Annotated in this window: 12 protein-coding genes, 5 tRNA genes and 1 riboswitch; of the genes, 8 read left to right on the forward strand and 9 right to left on the reverse strand. The window is 71.6% G+C overall.

Annotated elements, in window-relative coordinates:
• Nucleotides 1-6: 6 nt before the first annotated feature.
• From hrpA to ABD224_RS21180, 6 genes are all read right to left on the reverse strand, one after another.
• Complete coding sequence (hrpA, locus tag ABD224_RS21155) at nt 7-3,993, reverse strand: ATP-dependent RNA helicase HrpA (RefSeq protein WP_344052212.1); 3,987 nt, start codon at nt 3,991-3,993, stop codon at nt 7-9.
• 140 nt (nt 3,994-4,133) lie between these two features.
• Entirely contained in the window at nt 4,134-4,526 is a 393-nt protein-coding gene (locus tag ABD224_RS21160) for a hypothetical protein (protein WP_344052214.1), read from the reverse strand.
• Nucleotides 4,527-4,765: 239 nt separating this feature from the next.
• A tRNA-Phe gene (locus tag ABD224_RS21165) sits at nt 4,766-4,842 on the reverse strand.
• A 24-nt stretch (nt 4,843-4,866) separates the two neighbouring features.
• Nucleotides 4,867-4,941: transfer RNA gene (locus tag ABD224_RS21170), tRNA-Asp, on the reverse strand.
• 49 nt (nt 4,942-4,990) lie between these two features.
• Nucleotides 4,991-5,063: transfer RNA gene (locus ABD224_RS21175), tRNA-Glu, on the reverse strand.
• Nucleotides 5,064-5,144: 81 nt separating this feature from the next.
• Nucleotides 5,145-6,731 (reverse strand): metallophosphoesterase family protein, encoded by a 1,587-nt coding sequence (locus tag ABD224_RS21180; RefSeq protein ID WP_344052216.1) that lies wholly within the window; start codon nt 6,729-6,731, stop codon nt 5,145-5,147.
• A gap of 79 nt (nt 6,732-6,810) precedes the next feature.
• Here ABD224_RS21180 and ABD224_RS21185 point away from each other — a divergent pair, with 79 nt between their 5' ends.
• The 3 genes from ABD224_RS21185 to ABD224_RS21195 all read left to right on the forward strand — a co-directional run bounded on the left by ABD224_RS21185 (nt 6,811) and on the right by ABD224_RS21195 (nt 10,674).
• Nucleotides 6,811-7,161, forward strand: a complete 351-nt coding sequence (locus ABD224_RS21185; RefSeq protein WP_067399445.1) for a metallopeptidase family protein — start codon at nt 6,811-6,813, stop codon at nt 7,159-7,161.
• An 837-nt stretch (nt 7,162-7,998) separates the two neighbouring features.
• Nucleotides 7,999-10,158: a DEAD/DEAH box helicase gene (locus ABD224_RS21190; protein WP_344052220.1), complete on the forward strand. Its 2,160-nt coding sequence runs from the start codon at nt 7,999-8,001 to the stop codon at nt 10,156-10,158.
• Nucleotides 10,159-10,601: 443 nt separating this feature from the next.
• Nucleotides 10,602-10,674: transfer RNA gene (locus ABD224_RS21195), tRNA-Lys, on the forward strand.
• 225 nt (nt 10,675-10,899) lie between these two features.
• Here ABD224_RS21195 and ABD224_RS21200 read toward each other — a convergent pair.
• On the reverse strand, nt 10,900-11,412 hold the full coding sequence (locus ABD224_RS21200) for a hypothetical protein (protein ID WP_344052223.1): 513 nt from the start codon (nt 11,410-11,412) through the stop codon (nt 10,900-10,902).
• Nucleotides 11,413-11,667: 255 nt separating this feature from the next.
• Here ABD224_RS21200 and ABD224_RS21205 point away from each other — a divergent pair, with 255 nt between their 5' ends.
• From ABD224_RS21205 to ABD224_RS21225, 5 genes are all read left to right on the forward strand, one after another.
• Nucleotides 11,668-12,297, forward strand: a complete 630-nt coding sequence (locus tag ABD224_RS21205) for a TetR/AcrR family transcriptional regulator (RefSeq protein WP_344052225.1) — start codon at nt 11,668-11,670, stop codon at nt 12,295-12,297.
• A 208-nt stretch (nt 12,298-12,505) separates the two neighbouring features.
• On the forward strand, nt 12,506-14,782 hold the full coding sequence (locus ABD224_RS21210) for an MMPL family transporter (RefSeq protein WP_344052227.1): 2,277 nt from the start codon (nt 12,506-12,508) through the stop codon (nt 14,780-14,782).
• A 460-nt stretch (nt 14,783-15,242) separates the two neighbouring features.
• Nucleotides 15,243-16,394: a dihydrofolate reductase family protein gene (locus ABD224_RS21215; RefSeq protein WP_344052229.1), complete on the forward strand. Its 1,152-nt coding sequence runs from the start codon at nt 15,243-15,245 to the stop codon at nt 16,392-16,394.
• Between the two features lie 65 nt (nt 16,395-16,459).
• Nucleotides 16,460-16,533, forward strand: a tRNA-Met gene (locus ABD224_RS21220).
• Nucleotides 16,534-16,793: 260 nt separating this feature from the next.
• Nucleotides 16,794-16,949: riboswitch (cyclic di-AMP (ydaO/yuaA leader) on the forward strand.
• 9 nt (nt 16,950-16,958) lie between these two features.
• The gene (locus ABD224_RS21225; RefSeq protein WP_344052231.1) at nt 16,959-17,993 is read left to right on the forward strand and encodes a M23 family metallopeptidase; all 1,035 of its coding nucleotides are present in this window, start codon (nt 16,959-16,961) and stop codon (nt 17,991-17,993) included.
• A 198-nt stretch (nt 17,994-18,191) separates the two neighbouring features.
• Here the strand turns inward: ABD224_RS21225 and ABD224_RS21230 are convergent, their stop codons facing one another.
• Both ABD224_RS21230 and trmB read right to left on the reverse strand, forming a co-directional pair.
• Nucleotides 18,192-19,556 (reverse strand): PrsW family intramembrane metalloprotease, encoded by a 1,365-nt coding sequence (locus ABD224_RS21230; protein ID WP_344052233.1) that lies wholly within the window; start codon nt 19,554-19,556, stop codon nt 18,192-18,194.
• A 31-nt stretch (nt 19,557-19,587) separates the two neighbouring features.
• The gene (gene trmB, locus ABD224_RS21235) at nt 19,588-20,520 is read right to left on the reverse strand and encodes a tRNA (guanosine(46)-N7)-methyltransferase TrmB (RefSeq protein ID WP_344052235.1); all 933 of its coding nucleotides are present in this window, start codon (nt 20,518-20,520) and stop codon (nt 19,588-19,590) included.
• Nucleotides 20,521-20,643 lie beyond the last annotated feature (123 nt).

A 20,643-nucleotide genomic window follows, 5' to 3' on the forward strand; every position in this document is an offset into this window, starting at 1 on the left:
GCGTCGTCACGGGGCCAGGGCGTCGATCGCCTTCAGGATCCGCTTGTCCGAGACGGGGTACGCCGTGCCCAGCGCATGGGCGAAGTAGCTGACCCGCAGCTCCTCGATCATCCAGCGGATGTCCCGCACCGCGGAGGGCACCGGCCGGCCCTGCGGCATCTGTTCGAGGAGCCAGGCGTACTCGTCCTGCATGTCGTGGATCTTCTCCATGCGCGTGGTGTCCCGCTGGACGTTCGTCGGCATCTGCTGCAGACGGCGGTCCGCGGCCACCAGATACCGCTTCAGGTCGGGCAGGCGCCGTATCCCCGCCTCCGTCACGAAGCCGGGCTTCACCAGGCCGTCCAGCTGCGCGCGTACGTCCGCCAGGTTCGGCAGCAGCACGGGGCTGCGTACGGCCTTCAGACGGCGCTCACAGGCCTGCCAGGCGGCCAGCACCTGCTGCACCTGGCCCACGGTGCGCACGGTCGTGTCCACGATCTCGGCACGCACCCTGTCGTACAGCTTCCGGTACGACTCCTCATCCCACACCGGCCCGCCGAAGTCCTCGATCAGCTTGTCCGCCGCCGCCATCGCACAGTCGTCGAACAGCGCCTGGATCGAGCCGTGCGGATTCGCCGACAGGGCGAGCTTCTGCTGGTTCGTCAACTTTTCGGATGCGAACTTCGCAGGATTCACCGGGATGTTGCGCAGGATCAGCCGGCGCGTTCCCCTCCACATGGCCTCGGCCTGCTCGGCCTCGGTGTCGAAGAGCCGTACGGACACGGTGTCGCCGTCGTCGACCAGCGCGGGGTACGCCTTCACCGGGTGACCGGCCCGACGGGTCTCGAAGACCCGGTTGAGCGTGCCGATCGTCCAGTCGGTCAGCCCCGTGCGCTCCAGCGACGCGCCGCCGGTGCGCGAGGCGGTCGCCGCGGCGGCCCGGGACAGGGCCTTGCGCGCCCTCGGCTTCAGCTTCAGCTTCAGCGCTTCCAGGTCCTTGTCCTCGGCCAGCTTCCGGCGCCGCTCGTCGACGATCCGGAAGGTGATCTTCAGATGGTCGGGGACCTTGGACCAGTCGAAGTCCTCGGGCTCGAAGGGCACCCCGGCCATCCGCTTCAGCTCGCGCGCCATGGCCGTCGTCAGCGGCTCCTGCAGGGGCGTCGCCTTCTCCAGGAACGCCTTGGCGTAGTTGGGTGCGGGCACGTAGTTCCGGCGGATCGGTTTCGGCAGCGAGCGGATCAGCTCGGTGACGAGTTCCTCGCGCAGGCCCGGGATCTGCCAGTCGAAGCCCTCGCCGGTGACCTGGTTGAGCACATGCAGCGGAATGTGGACGGTCACACCGTCCGCGTCCGCGCCCGGCTCGAACTGGTACGTCACCCGGAACTTCAGGTCCCCCTGCCGCCAGGAGTCCGGATAGTCGGCCTTGGTGACCGCCTCCGCCGACTCCCGGATCAGCATCTCCCGCTCGAAGTCCAGGAAGTCCGGCTGCTCCTGCCGCTTCCGCTTCCACCAGGCGTCGAAGTGGGCGCCGGAGACGACGTGCTCGGGCACCCGCTGGTCGTAGAAGTCGAACAGCGTCTCGTCGTCGACCACGATGTCCCGGCGCCGGGCCCGGTGCTCCAGCTCCTCGACCTCGCTGAGCAGCCTGCGGTTGTCGGCGAAGAACTTGTGGTGCGTACGCCAGTCGCCCTCGACCAGTGCGTGACGGATGAACAGCTCCCGGCTGACCTCCGGGTCGATCCGCCCGTAGTTCACCTTCCGCCGGGCGACGATCGGCACGCCGTACAGCGTCACCTTCTCGTACGCCATCACCGCCGCCTGGTCCTTCTCCCAGTGCGGTTCGCTGTACGTCCGTTTGAGGAGGTGGCCGGCCAGGGGCTCGACCCACTCCGGTTCGATCTTCGCGTTGACCCGGGCCCACAGCCGTGAGGTCTCCACCAGCTCCGCCGACATCACGAACCGCGGCGGCTTCTTGAACAGCGCCGAACCCGGGAAGATCGCGAACTTGGCGTTGCGGGCGCCCAGGTACTCGTTGCGCCCGCCGTCCCTGCGGCCGCCCGGCCCCGCGTCCTTGGACTCCCTCACGTCCTTCATGCCGATGTGCGACAGCAGCCCGGCGAGCAGGGAGATGTGGATGCGGTCGGCGGGGGCGTCCTGGCTGTTGACGCGGAGGCCCATCTGCTGGGCGACCGTGCGCAGCTGGGAGTAGATGTCCTGCCACTCGCGAATGCGCAGGAAGTTGAGGAACTCCTGCTTGCACATCCGCCGGAAGGACGACGAGCCCCGCTCCTTCTGCTGCTCGCGGATGTAGCGCCAGAGGTTCAGGAAGGCGAGGAAGTCGCTGGACTCGTCCCGGAAGCGCGCGTGCTGCTGGTCGGCCTGGGTCTGCTTGTCGGCGGGGCGCTCGCGCGGGTCCTGGATGGACAGCGCGGCGGCGATCACCATGACCTCGCGGACACAGCCGTTCCTGTCCGCCTCCAGGATCATCCGGGCCAGCCGCGGGTCGACCGGCAGCTGGGCCAGCTTGCGGCCCAGCGGGGTGAGCCGCTTGCGGGGGTCCTTCTGCGCCGGGTCCAGCGCGCCGAGCTCCTGCAGCAGCTGGATGCCGTCGCGGATGTTGCGGTGGTCCGGCGGGTCGATGAACGGGAACTTCTCGATGTCGCCGAGGCCGGCCGCGGTCATCTGCAGGATGACGGAGGCCAGGTTGGTGCGCAGGATCTCCGGGTCGGTGAACTCCGGCCGGGAGAGGAAGTCCTCCTCGGAGTACAGCCGGATGCAGATGCCGTCGGACGTACGGCCGCAGCGCCCCTTGCGCTGATTGGCGCTGGCCTGCGAGATCGGCTCGATCGGCAGCCGCTGCACCTTGGTGCGGTGGCTGTAGCGGGAGATCCGGGCGAAGCCGGGATCGATGACGTACTTGATGCCGGGCACGGTGAGGGAGGTCTCGGCGACATTGGTCGCCAGCACGATCCTCCGGCCGGTGTGCGGCTGGAAGACGCGGTGCTGCTCGGCGTGCGAGAGCCGGGCGTACAGCGGCAGCACCTCGGTGAACCGGTACTGCTTCTTGGTGAGCGCGTCGGCCGTGTCGCGGATCTCCCGCTCCCCGGAGAGGAAGACGAGGATGTCCCCGGGCCCCTCGGCCATCAGCTCCTCGACGGCGTCGATGATCGCGGTGATCTGGTCCCGGTCGGCGTCGTCGCCGGCGTCCGGGTCCTCCTCGAGCAGCGGCCGGTAGCGCACCTCCACGGGATAGGTCCGCCCGCTGACCTCGATGATTGGCGCATTGCCGAAGTGCCGGGAGAAACGCTCCGGGTCGATGGTGGCCGAGGTGATGACGACCTTGAGATCGGGCCGCTTCGGCAGCAGCTGCGCCAGATAGCCGAGCAGGAAGTCGATGTTGAGCGACCGCTCGTGCGCCTCGTCGATGATGATCGTGTCGTAGGCGCGCAGCTCGCGGTCGGTCTGGATCTCGGCGAGCAGGATGCCGTCCGTCATCAGCTTGATGAACGTGGCGTCCGGATCCACCTGGTCGGTGAACCGCACCTTCCAGCCGACGGCCTCGCCCAGCGGCGTCCTCAGCTCCTCGGCGACGCGCTCGGCGACGGTACGGGCGGCGATACGGCGGGGCTGGGTGTGCCCGATCATGCCCCGCACGCCCCGTCCGAGCTCCAGGCAGATCTTCGGGATCTGGGTGGTCTTCCCGGATCCGGTCTCACCGGCGATGACGACGACCTGGTGATCACGGATGGCCTCCGCGATCTCGTCCTTCTTCTGGCTGACCGGCAGCTGCTCCGGGTAGCGGACCTCCGGCACCCGGGACCGCCGGGCGGCCATGCGCTCCTCGGCCTTCCCCATCTCCTCCTCGATCTCGGCGAGAACGGCGGCACGCGCCTGGGGCTTACGGATCTTGCGCGCACCTTCGAGCCTGCGGCCGAGCCGGTGCGCGTCGCGCAGCGACAGCTCGTCCAGACGGGAGGCGAGGGTGCCGAGGGCGGGGACGGGATGCGTAGACATACGGGGTCCAGGATCTCACCTCGGGGAAATGGCGCGCGAACCATTTGACCGCGGGTCCGGCGGCAAGGCGAAGGCCCCGTCCCGGGGGACGAGGCCTTCGAGCAGGGGCGGTGCCGGAGGCACGCCGGTGCAACGGGGGTTCAGCAGCGCCGCTGACCGTCCCGGAAGCCGGACCGGTAGCCGTCCTTGAAGCCCCGCCGGTAGTCCCTGTCCGAGTCCTGCTGGATCAGCTGGTGGGAACCGGCGGCCGGCTGCTTGCGGTCGTCCCGTTTGTCCCGGTGGTCCCGGTCGTCCCGGTGGTCCCGGTCCCGGTCGCAGCGCCGCTGACCGTCCCGGAATCCGGACCGGTAGCCGTCCGTGAAGCCCCGCCGGTAGTCCCTGTCCGTCTGGGGGATCTCGACCGCGGTGCTGACCTGGGTCTTGCTCGGTGGAGCGGCGAAAGCCGGCTGGAAGCTGAGGGGAGCCAGAGCGACCGCCGCGGCGATGAAGGTCGACCCCAGGACGGCCGCGCGCTTGGTGTGAGGAGTGGGCATGACTGCCCCCTTTGACTTGTTTCTCACGTGTTTCTTGTTTCACTCTAGTCACCCGAATGGTGCCTGCAACTCAGGTGACTGGTGGTGCTCATGAGCTTCCCGGGGTAAAGGCAACGTTCCTCTTCCGGGGGGCTTCCCGAGGGTTTCCTGAGGGCCGTTGATGTGGCGGCCGACGTGGGCGACATGAAAAAGCCCCTCTCCGGTGAGTCGGAGAGGGGTGAATGCCCTGGTGAGGGCGGTGGTGGCTGGGGCCGGGGTCGAACCGGCGACCTTCCGCTTTTCAGGCGGACGCTCGTACCAACTGAGCTACCCAGCCACGAGGTTTCACGTGAAACCTCAGCGGTCCTGACGGGATTTGAACCCGCGGCCTCCACCTTGACAGGGTGGCGAGCACTCCAAACTGCTCCACAGGACCAGGCTCGTACACGCAACTGATGAAGCCAAGTGTCGCATACGGTACTGCGTGCCCCCAACGGGATTCGAACCCGTGCTACCGCCTTGAAAGGGCGGCGTCCTAGGCCGCTAGACGATGAGGGCTATACGGCCCGCCGGGGCGCTTCATCAGCGCGTCGGGGACGTGGAAAGCATAGGGGATGCGCGGGCTATCGCCAAAACTGTTTAGGGACCGGATGAGGACGGCCCGGTCGGAGACGGGGTGGCGCCGGGTTGGTTCTCCTCGGGCAGATGACGGCTGACCTCCGCTGTCGCCCGTCCCAGGCCGCCCAGTCTGATCGAGTCCCAGGCCTGGAGACGGCGGCTGCCGCGGTCGAAGTAGAGGATCGACGCCTCGATCGGATCGGGCTGCTTTCCCTCGACCGCGCGCAGACCGCTGCCGCCCGTCGAGCCCTCCATGCGCAGCCGGGTGCCGTAGGGGAGGACCTCCGTGTCCTGGCGGTGGAAGTGGCCGCACAGAACCAGCGGAACGGTGCCGTCCGTCTCGCGGGCCGCCACCGGTTCATGGACGACGGCGATGTCGACCGGGGTGCCCTTGGCCCGCTGGTCGCGCAGCGCGGAGGCCAGGCGGGCGCCCGCCAGCCTCTGGGCGGCGTCGCCGCCCGGGGGGACGGAGCGGTCGGGGGTGAACTGGGGGTCGCCGATGCCGGCGAAGCGCAGCCCCGCGACGGTCACGGCCCGGCCGTCGTCCAGGACGTGCACGTTCTTCATGCGCTCCAGATGGCGCTGGGTGACCTTGGAGTCGTGGTTGCCGCGGACCCAGACATAGGGGGCGCCGAGGTCCTCGATCGGGTCCAGGAAGCCGTTCTCCGCGGCAGTGCCGTGGTCCATGGTGTCGCCGGAGTCGACGATCACATCCACCCTGTACTGCTCCACCAGCGAGGTGATGATCCTCCAGCTCGCCGGGTTGAGGTGGATGTCGGAGACATGCAGGACACGGATGGTCGACGGGTCCGGGGAGTAGACGGGGAGCGTGGAGGTGGCGTCGTAGAGCTTGGTCACATTCGTGACCAGACGGGCCAGCTCCTTCTGGTAGACGTCGAACTCGGTGACGATGCTGCGCGCGTTGCCGACCAGGGAGGGCGCGGAGGACAGCAGCCCGGAGAACCGGGGCTCCAGAACGGACTTCGGGTTCCAGGTGGCGTACGCGCTCGCCCCGGACGCGGCGAGCAGGGTCAGGGCGAGGCCGCCGGCGGCCAGGGCGCGGCGAGGACGGCGGTAGACGGCCAGGCCGAGGGCGGTGGCCCCGGCGACCACGGCCGCACAGGACCGTACGGCCAGGTCGAGGGTGCCGTGCTCGATGTCCCGCACGATCTCGTCCTGGAGGCCGGAGAAGCGCTCCGGCCGGTCGATCAGGGCCTGGGAACGGTCGGGGTCGAGCCGGTCGACATTGACGTCGAGGCGGACCGGTGCGTGATGGCTGTCGAGTTCCAGGGCGCCGAGCGGGGAGACATTGATCTTCGTGCCGCCGCTGAGGGACGGGCGCAGGGTCATGGTGGTGTCCATGGGGCCGACCGGGACCCGTACATTGCCGACGACCAGCAGGCCCAGCCAGGCACCGACGAGCACCACGGCGACCAGGCTCAGGGCGCGCCCCCAGGGGGTGGGCCCCTGCCTCAGGGAGAGGTCCGGGCGGTCCGGCCGGGGTGAGCGGTGCCGGCGGTCGGTGAGGGCGCGTACGGCCCTGACCGCCTTTCGGACGATGTGCATACGGTGCATGCGGTTCAGGTCTGCGAGGGAGACGCGGGCCATTGGTCGCCTATGCCCAGGTCCGCGACCGGATATGCCGCGGGTACGCGGTGGCGGCGGGGCCGTGCCGGACAATGGCCCTGTGCTGGAGATGACGCGCGAGGAGTTCGAGGAACTGGTCGCCGAGGCCCTCGACCGGATCCCGCCGGAGTTGACGCGGCTGATGGACAACGTCGCGGTGTTCGTCGAGGACGAGCCGCCCGCCGACGATCCCGATCTGCTCGGGCTGTACGAGGGGACCCCGCTGACGGAGCGCGGTGAGTGGTACGCGGGCGTGCTGCCCGACCGGATCACCATCTATCGCGGACCGACGCTGCGGATGTGCGAGACGCGGGAGGACGTGATCGCCGAGACCGAGATCACCGTGGTGCACGAGATCGCCCACCACTTCGGGATCGACGACGAGCGTCTGCACGCCCTGGGGTACGGCTGAGGCCCGCCGGGAACGGTCGCGTGTCCTCGTGTGGGTGAGGGGCGTTGGGCACGGTGACGTCTTTCCTTCCGGAGGTGGCTTCCCGTGCGCCCCTTGTCCGTGTCGGTCCGTCTTGCCACCGCGGTCACCGCCCTGGCCGTCGCCACCGGCTGTGTGAGCGTGGGGAAGGATGCCGACGGCAAGGCCCGGCCGTCGCACTCCGCGCAACAGCGGGACGATGAGGCCCAGGGAGGAGCAGGAGCGGTGCACGGCGGCGGCGCGGGCCGTGCCGGTGACCCCGGAAGCGGCGGGCGCGAGCACGGGAAGACGGAGAAGAGCAGCGCGTCGCCGTCGGTGCCGGCCTCGCCGTCGGCCGCGGGCAGCGCGTCCGCGCCGGCCCCGGGCGATCACGGGGGGTCGCCGAAGCCGGGCGCGTCGGCGGCGACGGACGCGCCGCCGAAGGCGCAGACATCCGCCGCACCGGAGCCGCCGCCGGACTCCCCGCCGCCTCCGCCTCCGCCGCCGGACTCACCGGACCCGACGCCCGCCGAGCCGTCCCCGCCGGCGCACGAGGACCCCGGGCCCGGGCCGCAACTGGAACGGCGGGAACCCGCGCCGAGGCCGGGCCTGCCGCAATACGCCGGGCCCTGACCTGGGACGACGGGCCCGGTTTGCCATCGGGGGCGGAGGGTGCGTAAGGTGGCGGATCGTTTGATCCCATTTGCCCGGCGCCCCCGTAGAGCGCGCCGTGTGGCGCGTACTCTCCTTTGCCGTGGCGGACCGCATCGAGGCGGTCGTGGTGCGAATCACGGAGTTGACGGGCACGTGCCGACAGGACTCCGGAAGGTTTCGCATTTCATGTCGCTCACCGTCGATCACGCCGTCCTGCCCGAGATCACCGACGACGCCCCCGAGAACCGCGAGGTGCCCGAGATCACATTCGCGGATCTCGGTCTCCCCGAGGGCATCGTGCGCAAGCTCGCCCGGAACGGTGTGACCACCCCCTTCCCGATCCAGGCCGCGACCATCCCGGACGCCCTGGCCGGCAAGGACATCCTCGGCCGGGGCCGCACCGGCTCGGGCAAGACCCTGTCCTTCGGACTGCCGACGCTGGCCACGCTGGCCGGTGGCCGCACCGAGCGGAAGCGTCCGCGGGCCGTCATCCTGACCCCCACCCGCGAGCTCGCGATGCAGGTGGCGGACGCCCTGCAGCCCTACGGCGACGTCCTCGGGCTGAGCATGAAGGTCGTCTGCGGCGGCACCTCGATGGGCAACCAGATCTACGCCCTGGAGAAGGGCGTCGACATCCTGGTCGCCACCCCGGGCCGGCTGCGCGACCTCATCAACCGCGGCGCCTGCTCCCTGGAGGACGTGCGGATCACGGTCCTGGACGAGGCCGACCAGATGTCCGACCTCGGCTTCCTGCCCGAGGTCACCGAGCTTCTCGACCAGGTTCCGGCGGGCGGCCAGCGGATGCTGTTCTCCGCGACGATGGAGGACGAGATCCGGACCCTCGTCGACCGCTACCTGAACGACCCCGTCTCCCATGAGGTGGACGCGGCGCAGGGCGCGGTGACGACCATGTCCCACCACATCCTGATCGTGAAGCCCCGGGACAAGGCGCCGGTCACCGCGGCCATCGCCTCCCGCAAGGGCCGCACCATCGTCTTTGTGCGCACCCAGCTCGGCGCCGACCGCGTGGCCGAGCAGCTGCGCGAGGCCGGCGCGAGGGCCGAGGCGCTGCACGGCGGCATGACCCAGGGCGCCCGCACCCGCACCCTGGCCGACTTCAAGGACGGATACATCAACGTCCTGGTCGCCACCGACGTCGCCGCCCGCGGCATCCACGTCGACGACATCGACCTCGTCCTGAACGTCGATCCGGCCGGCGACCACAAGGACTACCTGCACCGCGCCGGCCGCACGGCCCGCGCCGGCCGCACCGGCACGGTGGTCTCCCTGGCGCTTCCGCACCAGCGCCGCCAGATCTTCCGCCTCATGGAGGACGCGGGCGTGGAGGCCACGCGTCATGTCATCCAGGGCGGTGCGGCCTTCGACCCGGAGGTCGCGGAGATCACCGGTGCCCGGTCGATGACCGAGGTGCAGGCCGAGGCCGCGAGCAACGCCGCCCAGCAGGCCGAACGCGAGGTCGCCCGCCTCACCGAGGAGCTGGAGCGCGCCCGGCGGCGCGCGGCCGAGCTGCGCGAGGAGGCCGACCGGCTGATCGCCAAGGCCGCCCACGAGCGGGGCGTGGACCCCAAGGCGGCGGCGGCCGGGGCACAGGCGGCGGCCGAGGCACAGGCGGCGGCCGAGGTGTCGCTGCCGAGGCAGCCGGAGGCGCCGGACGAGGAGCGTGACGAGTGGTCGGGGCACGAGGAGCGTACGGCGGTGCCGTCGTACGAGCGTACGGCGCCGCCGTCGTACGACCGGCGTGAGCGCCGTGACGACCGTGGTTTCCGCCGTGAGGATTTCCGCCGTGAGGACCGGGAGCGCTCCTTCGACCGTGACCGTGACGGCCGGGACCGTGGCGGCCGTTCCTTCGACCGCCGCGACGACCGGGGTGGCTTCAGCCGCGACCGGGGTGAGCGGGGCGGCTTCCGCAGGGACGACCGGAGCGACCGCGGTGGCCGTACGTTCGACCGTGACCGCGGCTACGAGCGTCGTGACGACCGTGGTTTCCGCCGTGAGGACCGGGAGCGCTCCTTCGACCGTGACCGTGGCGGCCGTTCCTTCGACCGCCGCGACGACCGGGGTGGCTTCAGCCGCGACCGGGGTGAGCGGGGCGGCTTCCGCAGGGACGACCGCGGCTACGAGCGCCGTGACGACCGGGGCGGCTTCCGCCGTGACGAGCGCGGCGGGCACCGCGGCAGCGACCGCCCGTTCAACCGTGACCGCCAGGGCGACCGCCCCGGCTTCCGCTCCGGCCACGAGCGTCCGTACGGCCGCCGTGACGACCACCGCGGCGGCGGTTCCTTCGGCCGCCGCGAGGACAAACCGCGCTGGAGGCGCAACGGCTGACACCGGGTGAGGTGACCTGGGAAGGGCCCGTACGACCGCTGTCGTACGGGCCTTTTCTTTTCCCCACCCTTTTCCACCACCTCCACTCCCCCTTTCCACCGCCGCTGCCGGCTCAGGGGAGCGCCGACTCCCGGGCCGGGAACACGGCCGCCCCGGGGCGGCTCACCCGGACGGCGGACACCTGCGGCGGAAAAATCACGCAGGCGGACAAGGCCGTATGACGTCCGCAGGGACCTGCCAGTGTGCGGGGCGCAGACCGGTGACCTTCACCTCTTCATGACGAAGAGCAACAGCACACTCGCGGTCGGCAAGGAGAACAGGACGATGTGAAGGGCCGCAAGGGAGGCTCCTGACCGGAGCAGTCGCCCTTACGGCTCGCCTCCCTGGATACCCGATCGGACACAAGCCCCGATCCCGCTATGCTCGGGGAGGCAACATCGCCTGGGCCCTTAGCTCAATTGGCAGAGCAGTGGACTTTTAATCCATTGGTTGTGGGTTCGAGTCCCACAGGGCCTACTGGCCCCTTTGGGGTCGGGACCCCCGCTGACCTGGTCGGACGGGGGTCCTGTCGTTTCCGGGACCCGCTCGGCGGCCGAATCCGCGGCCGAGGTGGTCACCCCGTGGTCACGGTTGCCGTGCGCGGGTGCGTCCGGCGCGGTCCTGCAAGCGCGCGGTACCAGGGTCGAGGCCGGTCGTCGGTCCGCCGTTTCGGGGGTGTGCCGTTCCGCTGTGCGTGGGTGGTCATGCCGTCACCGCCCGCCGCACCATCAGGGCGCTGAGGACGGACATCAGGAAGGCTCCGCCGGCCAGGGCCCAGCCGCCGAGGTAGCCGGCCGGGCTGTCGGCGATCAGGCCGAAGCCGAGCGGGCCGACGACGAAGCCGCCGAAGAAGCCCATGGACACCAGGGCGGAGGCGTGTCCGGTGGCGCCGAAGGCCGTGCCGCGTACGACGCCGACGGCGGCGATCAGGGCGCCGGAGGCGCGTTCGCCCAGGCCGAGTTCCTCGTGCGCGTGCAGCGGCAGGTAGGTGTTGAGGGCGGCCAGGCCGGTGCCGACGCCCAGGGAGTAGACGATGAGCCGGCGGGCGGCCCGGTTGGGGCGCGCGCGGGCAGCGTGAGGGTTCTGCCGGTGTGCTCCCGGGGCTGGTCGCGGGGCAGCAGCAGGGCGGCTGCTGCGGCGGTGGCCAGGGCGACGGGGACGACGAGGGCGAGCGAGGGTGGTGCGCCAGGAGGTCGCCGCGGCCAGTGAGGGCATGAGCAGGCCGGCGGCGAACGCGACATGCCGAGGTCCGCGAGGAGGGCGGGGCCGAGCGCCCCGAGCGCGAAGAGCACGAGCATGGACAGGCCCATGCTCGTGGTCGTCAGCGTCAGCAGGCCCGAGGGCGGGTGTTTCCCGCCGGGGTGCGCGGCCTTGGCGCGTTTCCGCGTGTCCACGCTTGCCTCCTGGCGCGAAGAGACTGTTGTTGTACTCTAGATGAACACTCTAGAAAAGTAGAACGGCAGGGGGCCCATGGCCGGAAAAACGGGCGCGCGGCGCCAACGCTCCCTTGAGACCCGGGCTCGTCTCCTCGACGCGGCGCTGAAGCTGTTCGTCGCGCACGGGTACGACGGGACCACCATCGAGGCCATCGCCCGCGAGGCGAAGGTCGCGGTGCAGACGGTGTACTTCAAGTTCGGCACCAAGATCGCGATTCTGAAGGAGCTGCTGGACGTCCGGGTCGCCGGCGACCACGAGCCCGTTCCCACCGTGGAGCGCGACTGGTTCCGCAACGCCGTCGAGGCCGAGGACCCCCGCGTGCACCTGCGTCATCAGGTGGACGGGGCGCGGGAGATCTACGACCGGGTCGCCGACGTGCTGGAGGTGCTGCGCAACGCGGCCATCGCCAACGAGGAGATCCGCCCGCTGTGGGAGCGGAACAAGGAGCAGCGCTACGAGATCCAGTCCCTGCTGGTGAAGGCCCTGGTGAAGAAGCACCCCCTGCCCGAGGGCATGAGCATCGACCGCGCGGTGGACACCAGTTACACCCTGCTCGGCCCGGAGATCTACCACCTGCTCGTCACCGAGCGCGGCTGGAGTTCCCAGGAGTGGGCCGACTGGGTGCACACCGGCCTGTGCCGCCACCTGCTCGGCGAGGCCTGACCCCCTGCACCGGGCCCGACCGGCCCCGCACCCGGGGCCGGCGGGCGGCCCCGCGCCCCCGGCCGCGCGGGATTTCCGCCCCCCTCCGCGTACCGGCCCGCCGCCCCCGCCCCCGTGTCCCACCCCCCTTCGCCACGTCCGCCCCGCCGCCCCGTCAGGAAGAGGGGGCCGGGGCGAACCGTCCCCTCGTCCCCCTCGGGAGCACCACGTGACGACACAGCACTCGACCCGTCCGGCCGGCGCGGGTCACGCCGGGCAGCGGCGTGAGCCGTCCCTCCCGGCGCCGCCGCCCAGTGCGCTGGCCCGCCTGGCGCGCGGCCTGGTCCGGCTCAGGACGCCCGTCTTCCTGGTCATCGCGCTCGTCTCGCTGGCCGCCACCCTGTTGGGCGCCGGCGCCGCGGGCGACCTGTCCAGCGGCGGCTACACGGCGAGCGGGTCGGAGTCGGCGCGTGCCGAGCGGATCCTGGCCGACCGGTTCGGCGCCGGGGCGCCGAACATGGTCCTGCTGCTCAGGGCCGAGCGGCCGCTGACCGACGCCGACGTCGCGAGCGAGGGGCGGGCGTTCACCGAGCGGGTCGGCTCGCTGGACGGCGTCGGGTACGCCACCTCGTACTGGACCACCCAGGACCCCGCCCTGCGCTCCAGGGACGGCCGCTCGGCACTCGTTCTGGTGCGGCTGTCCGGCGACGAGAACGAGGCCACCCGCCGGGCCGGTGAACTGACCGCCGAACTCACCGGCGAGCAGGGCCGGTTCACGGTCACGGCGACCGGGCGGGCGGTCATCAACGACGCGCTGGAGAAGCAGAGCGAGCAGGACCTGACCAAGGCCGAACTGATCGGCGCACCGCTGACCCTGATCATCCTTCTGGTCGCGTTCGGCTCGCTCGTCGCCTCGCTCCTGCCGCTGCTGGTCGGCGTCGTCTCGGTGGTGTGCACGCTGACCGTGCTGCGCCTGCTGGCCACCGTCACCGACGTCTCGCTCTTCGCGATGAACGTGACGACCGCGCTGGGCTTCGGACTGGCCGTGGACTACAGCCTGTTCATCGTCACCCGCTACCGCGAGGAGCTCCAGCGCGGCCGCGAGGTGACCGACGCGGTCGCCGAGTCGCTGCGCACGGCCGGGCGGACCGTGCTGTTCTCCGCGCTGACCGTGGTTCTGTCGCTGGCGGCCCTGCTGGTCTTCCCCATGATGTTCCTGCGCTCGCTCGCCTACGCCGGCATCGCGGTGGTGAGCCTGGCCGCGCTGACCTCCCTGCTCATCCTGCCGCCGGTCCTGGCCGTCATCGGCCGGCGCATCGACAGGCTGGACGTGTTCGCCCGCTGGCGGCGCAGGCCCGCCGAAGGCGACGACAGCGTGCGGGGCATGTGGCACCGGCTGGCCACCGGCGTGATGCGGCGGCCGGTGGCGATCGGCGGCGCCGTCGCCGTCCTGCTGATCGCGCCGGCGCTGCCCTTCGGGCACGCCCGCTTCGGGCTCACCGACGACCGCATCCTTCCCCAGGGCGCACCCGCCCAGGCCGCGGCCCAGACCATCCGCACCGACTTCGCCGGCGCGGGCACCGCCCCGGTCACCGTCGTCCTGCCGGACCTTCCCGAACAGGGCCGCCAGGCCGCGCTCACCGGCTACCTGGCCGAACTCTCCCGCACCGAGGGCACCGTGCGGGTCGACGGCCCGCTCGGCAGCTGGGCGAAGGGCCGGCAGATCGCCCCGCCCGGCCCCGCCTCGGCGGCCATGGCCGACCCCAAGGGCGTCTGGCTGAGCGTCGTCTCCGACACCAACCCCAACTCGCCGGCCGGCGAGCGCCACACCGAACGCGTCCGCGCCGTCGACGCCCCCGCCGCCGCGCTGGTCGGCGGTGAGGCGGCGGCGCTGGTGGACACCAAGCAGGCCCTGCAGGACCGCATCCCCTACGCCGGGGCGATCATCGCCCTGAGCATGCTGATCCTGCTGTTCCTGTTCACCGGCAGCCTCGTCGTCCCCGTCCAGGCCCTGATCCTCAACACGCTCAGCCTGACCGCCTCGTTCGGCGCGATGGTGTACGTGTTCCAGGACGGCCATCTGAAGTGGCTGGTCGGCGACTTCATCACCACCGGGCAGCTGGAGGTCACGGTGCCGGTGCTGATGTTCTGCGTGGCGTTCGGCCTGTCCATGGACTACACCGTCTTCCTGCTGTCCAGGATCAGGGAGGAGTACCTGGCCACGGGCGACAACACGCGGGCGGTGGTCTTCGGCATCGACCACACCGGCCGGCTGATCACCGCTGCCGCCCTGGTCGTGGCGAGTGTCCTGGGGGCGCTGGCGACCTCGGAGCTGAGCCTGCTCAAGCTGCTGGGGGCGGGCCTGGCCCTGGCCGTCCTGGTCGACGCCACGCTGGTGCGCGGCATCCTGGTGCCGGCGGTCATGAAGCTGTGCGGGCGGGCGAACTGGTGGGCGCCGGCACCGCTGCGGCGCCTGCACGCCAAGGCCGGCCTGCGCGACGGCTGACCCACCCCGGCCCCGGCGCCCTGCACGTAAACGGCTCCCTCCCTTGCCCGCCGGCGGGGGAGGGCCGTGGCGCACCCCCGCCACCCGATTCGGCTACCTCCTGATACCGGTGACCCTCGCTGCCTGGTTCCGTCCGCACCCCCGCTCCCGGGCACTCGCGCCGCGCACCCGCTCCCGGGGTGCGATGCCATGGACCGGTCGCGCCGGGCGCGGAGCGCGCCGGGCGGCCGGCGCCGGTGCCGGCGCAGATGGTGTTGTGCGGCGGCGCTCGCCGGACCCGTAGCGTCGGGCCCGGGACGCGGGGGTGCGTGAGGACGTACGCCCCGGTGCCGTCCGCCCCGGCGTCGGCGCCGCGTACGGCCGTACGTCGTCCGGGAGCTTCCCGGAGGCGTTCGGGGCTGGCGCAGACTGGGAGCGGGCCAGCCGGCCCCGAGACCGTCCGCCCAGAGAGAGTGCGTCCATGCCCCACCCGTACGTCCTGCTGTCCGCCGCCGTCTCCCTCGACGGGTATCTGGACGACACCGGCCCCGAGCGGCTGCTGCTGTCCAGCCCCGCCGACTTCGACCGGGTCGACGAGGTACGGGCGTCCGTGGACGCGATTCTCGTCGGCGCCGGGACGATCCGGGCCGACAACCCGCGGCTGCTGGTGAACTCGCCGCAGCGGCGGGCGGCCCGGGTGGCCGCCGGGCGGGCGGAGTACCCGCTGAAGGTCGCGGTCAGCGCGTCCGGGGAGCTCGACCCGCGGGCGCGCTTCTGGCACACGGGCGGCGAGAAGGTGCTCTGCACGACCGACGAGGGAGCGCGGCGGGCACGGAAGGCGGGCATCGCCGCCGACGTGGTGTCCCTGGGCACCGCGCTCGACTGGGGCGCGCTGCTCGAGCACCTGCACGATGTGCGCGGGGTGCGCCGGCTCATGGTGGAGGGCGGCGGGACCGTCCACACGCAGCTGCTCCAGCAGGAGCTCGCCGACGAGATGCAGCTCGTGCTCGCCCCGCTGTTCGTGGGCGATCCCAGGGCGCCGCGGCTGTTCGGGCCCGGGGCCTACCAGGGCGGGCGGCTGCGGCTGGTGGAGACACGGGCCATCGAGGACGTCGTCCTCATGCGCTACGAGCCGACCGCGCCCGGCACGGCGGACCGTGTCGTACCGGCGGACCGGCACTGGCTGCGGCTCGCGTGCGAGCTGGCCGCGCAGTGCCCGCCGTCGCGGACCGCGTTCAGCGTGGGCGCGGTGGTGGTCGCCGCCGACGGGACCGAACTCGCCCGCGGACACTCACGGGAGGCCGGCGACCCGGCCGCGCACGCGGAGGAGGCGGCGCTGGCCAAGGTCGATCCGGCGGATCCGCGGCTGGCCGGCGCCACGGTGTACAGCAGTCTGGAGCCATGCGCCCGCCGCTCCTCCCGGCCGCGTCCGTGCGCCCGGCTGATTCTGGACGCGGGGGTACGGCGGGTGGTCACGGCCTGGCGGGAACCGGACACGTTCGTCGAGGACGCCGACGGGGCCGGGGTGCTGACGGCCGGAGGCGTGAAGGTCGTCGTGGTGCCGGAGTTCGAGGAGGCGGCCAAGGGGCCGAACCGGCATCTGCTGGGCCGAGAGGGAGTTGAGGAGGGCTGAGGAGGGCCCGGGGGGAATACGTGCGCACACTGTCCCGCGCATGTCGTACACTGGAGGTGCACCGACGCGGGGTGGAGCAGCTCGGTAGCTCGCTGGGCTCATAACCCAGAGGTCGCAGGTTCAAATCCTGTCCCCGCTACTGAAGGTTCAGGGCCGGAACTCCCTCGAGGGGTTCCGGCCCCGAACGTTTCCCGGGTGTGCAGTAGGACACAGTGGCGCGTGGTTTTCCTGACATACGGCCGGTCCATGCGGTCAACTTGCCCCATTTTCCATATTCATGGGCCATAAGTTCTGGCCAAGAAGGCTGAACGATCAAGCCGAACGGCTTGGAATCGAGGCCTCGGTTCTATTAACGTCCGATAACGCAGAGCGCGGTCGTCCCAGCCGTCACAAGAGACGGCTCCGTGCGCGCCGAGTCCCGCAAGGGAGCCGGGGAACCAACAACTTGGGGTGAATCGAGCCCAACCACCGTGGAAGCACGGTCGGTTGACGCGCGTAGGAGACCTTCCCCTCCGAACCCGTCAGCTAACCCGGCAGGCGATGGAAGGAAAGGAGTGCGCCTTCGTGGCGTCCAACCGGCTGGCCCCAGAAGCCCCGTTCGTGTCGGACCGGCACGGCATCGAGACCTTCGGCTACGGCAGCCGGCGTGCCGACGAGGGACCGTGGGAGGAGTGGAACCCCACCGCGGAGTCCATCCGCCCGACGCGCGGCCGGCACCGCGTCGCCAAGCAGCGCGGCGGCGGACTCGCCCGCAGCTCCACGGTGCTCGGTGTCGGCGTCATCGCCGCCGTCGGCGCGGGCGGCATGGCCAGCGCCAACACCAACAAGCCGCCGGTGTCCATCTCGGTGCCCGACCTGCCCTCCGTGGGCTCGCTGTTCGAGGAGACCCCCGAGGCTCCCGCGGGCTCGCCGACCGCACTCAGCAGCGTCGGCGTGAGCACCGCCGACACCGCGCAGGGCACCGTCGACGCCGGTGAGGTGCTGCGCAACCGCATCATGGAGCAGGCCGAGCAGCAGCAGGCCCAGGTCGAGGCCAGGGCCCTCGCGCAGGCCGAGGCCGCTGCCGCGAAGAAGGCCCAGGAGGCCGAGGAGAAGGCGCGCAAGGAGGCCGCGGCCAAGGCCGCCGCCGAGAAGAAGAAGGCGGAGGAGGAGGCCGCGCGGAAGGCCGAGGAGGCGCGGCTGGCCGAGCTGGCCAAGCAGTACACGCTGCCGACCTCCTCGTACACGATCACCTCGTCCTTCGGTCAGGCCGGCTCCATGTGGTCCTCCGGCTACCACACCGGCGCCGACTTCGCCGCGCCCACCGGCACCCTGATCAAGGCGGTCCACAGCGGCACCATCACCGAGGCGGGCTGGGCCGGTTCCTACGGCTACCGCACGATCCTCACCCTCGACGACGGCACCGAGCTGTGGTTCTGCCACCAGTCGTCGATCAACGTCAGCGTCGGGCAGAAGGTCAACACGGGCGATGTCATCGGCCGTGTGGGCGCCACCGGCAACGTCACCGGGCCGCACCTGCACCTCGAGGTCCACCCGAACGGCCAGGCGGACGGGATCGACCCGATCGCGTGGCTGCGCAGCAAGGGCCTCAACCCCTGATCCGTCCGCTCGGCGGACGATCCCCTGACCGACACCGCCGCCCCCGCTCGGCGCACCACCGAGCGGGGGCGGCGGCGTGTGCGGGGTGAGCACCGGCGGACGGCTTCCTTCCGGCCGGGGACGGGATCAGCGCGCCGGTACGGACCGGTACGGACCTCGGCGCGACCTGCCCCGGATCGTCCGCGTCCTTCCGCGGTTCTACGGCTGTGTCCGGTACGGGTTGTACCAGGGAGGAGGTGCCACCGGGCCGTACGGCCCGTACCCGGAGGGCCACACGGGCGGCCGCACCGGCACCCCGTACACCCCGTGCATCCCGTGCACCGGCCAGGGCCGCGCGGCCACCGGCATCGTCATCCTGGCCGCCTGGTTCAGGGCGGGCTGCGCTGTCTCCCGCCTGCGCCACAGCTCGTGCAGCAGCTCCCGCTCCCGGAGGGCGAAGTCGGCACCGGCCCGCCCCCGGCGGCCCCGGTGCCGCAGGAACGCCAGCGCGGTGGCGTACCTCTCGTACTCGGTGACCGTCCGCGCCGCGGGCCTGCCGAAGTGGCGCCGGGCGTGGTTCCGGGCCAGCCGGCGGGCCCGCATGGAGCCCAGGGCGTGCGGTTCGGCCGGGGTGAGCCAGCCGGCGGCGACATACACGGGCAGCTCCTCGCGCACGGTTCTCAGCTTCCGCTGCCGGGCCCAGACGACCAGCCAGGTCAGCAGTCCGAACGCGGGCACCATGAAGGCGGCGTAGACCGCGAGGAAGCCGTAGGCGCCGAAGGACGCCGAGCCGTTCCACAGCGCGTGCATGCCCATGGCGAGCAGCAGCCCGGCCAGGGGCAGCAGGACGCGCCGCACCCGCCGGCGCTCCCCGGACAGCGCGGCGATGCCGAAGCCGATGCCGGTGAACACGGTGAACAGCGGGTGCGCGAACGGCGACATGATGACGCGCACGAAGAAGGTCGCCGCGGTGACGGAGGCGATGCCCCACTCGCCGTTGAGCCGGTCGGTGTCGAAGGCGGTGCCGAGGTAGAGGATGTTCTCGGTGAACGCGAAGCCGGTCGCGGTCACCCCGGCGACGACCGCCCCGTCGACGATGCCGGCGAGGTCGCGTCTGCGGAAGAGGAAGATCAGCAGGAGGGCGGCGGCCTTCGCGCTCTCCTCCACGACCGGCGCTATCACGGTCGCGCCGAGTGTGTCCGCCTCGTCCGGGTCGGCGGTCGCCGTGGCGATCCAGTGGGTGGCGAAGCTGTTGGCGACGATCGCCATGAGCGCCGCCGCGCACGCGCCCCAGGCGAAGGAGAACAGCATGTTCCGCCAGGGGCCGGGCTCGACCCGGTCCAGCCAGTGGAAGACGGCCAGCAGCAGCGGTACGGGCAGCACCGCGAGCCCGAGCCCGACGAGGAACCCCTCGGTGCCGGTCTCCTGACGCACCAGGGCGAGGATGACCAGCCCGGAGAGCGCGAGCAGGGTGATCAGGGCGCCGTACCGGACCCATCGGCGCTGCCACCAGGGCGTGTGCCGCGGAACGCTTCCAGGGGGAGGGGCGGAAGGAGGCGCCGGGTACGGGCGAGAGGGGGCCACGGCATCGACCCTCACGAGGTCATCGACGAGGTCACTGCGATTGCGCGTCTTCGGGGTGTGTGTCTTCGGAGCGTGCGTCCTCGGAGCGTGCGTCTTCGGGGTGTGCGTCTTCGGGGTGTGCGTCCTCGGAGCGTGCGTCTTCATGCGGCACGCGACGGAAGAGCAGATCGTGCACCACATGCCCCTTGGCCAGCCCCTGCTTCTCGAAACGGGTCAGCGGCCGGAAGTCGGGGCGCGGCGCGAAACCGCCGTCGGGCATGGTGTTCTCGAAGTCCGGGTGCGCGGTCAGCACCTCGAGCATGTGCTCGGCGTACGGCTCCCAGTCCGTCGCGCAGTGCAGAAGCGCCCCGGGCCGGAGCCGGGAGGCGGCCAGCGTCAGGAACTCCGGCTGGATCAGCCGCCGCTTGTGGTGCCGCTTCTTGGGCCAGGGGTCGGGGAAGAAGACGCGCAGCCCGTCCAGGGAGTCGGGGGTGAGCATCTCGCGCAGCAGGATGACGGCGTCGCCGTTGGCGACCCGGATGTTGGTGAGGCCGGCGCGGTCGGCGAGGTTCAGCAGACTGCCCTGACCCGGAGTGTGCACGTCGACGGCGAGGATGTTGGTGTCCGGGTCCGCGGCCGCCATCTCGGCGGTGGCCTCGCCCATGCCGAAGCCGATCTCCAGCACGACGGGGTTCGTGTTCCCGAACAGCTCGGCCAGGTCGAGCACCCGCAGGCCGTCGATGTCCAGCCCCCACTTGGGCCACAGCCGCCGCAGCGCGTCGGCCTGTCCCGCCGTCACCCGGCTCCGGCGCGGCTGGAAACTCCGGATGCGCCGCTCGAAGTGCGTCCCGGCCGGATCGGCCTTGGGCCCGTCGGGAAAGCGCGGCTCGCCCTTGGCCCGGGCGCGCCGGGCGGACGCACCGGGGGCGTGCGGGGGCCGCTCACCGGGAGCGGGAGCCTGGGGGGTGTTCAGGGAGTCAGTCACAATAGGAACGATTTTACGGGGGGAGGCGTACGGACCGGGGTGGCCGGAGCGTGCGCGGACCGCCGCCGCGGCGGTCCGGCCCCGCCGCGGTGGTCACCCACACGCGGTGGTCATCGCACGCAG

This window comes from Streptomyces thermoalcalitolerans, from assembly GCF_039525155.1.
Lineage (GTDB): Bacteria > Actinomycetota > Actinomycetes > Streptomycetales > Streptomycetaceae > Streptomyces > Streptomyces thermovulgaris.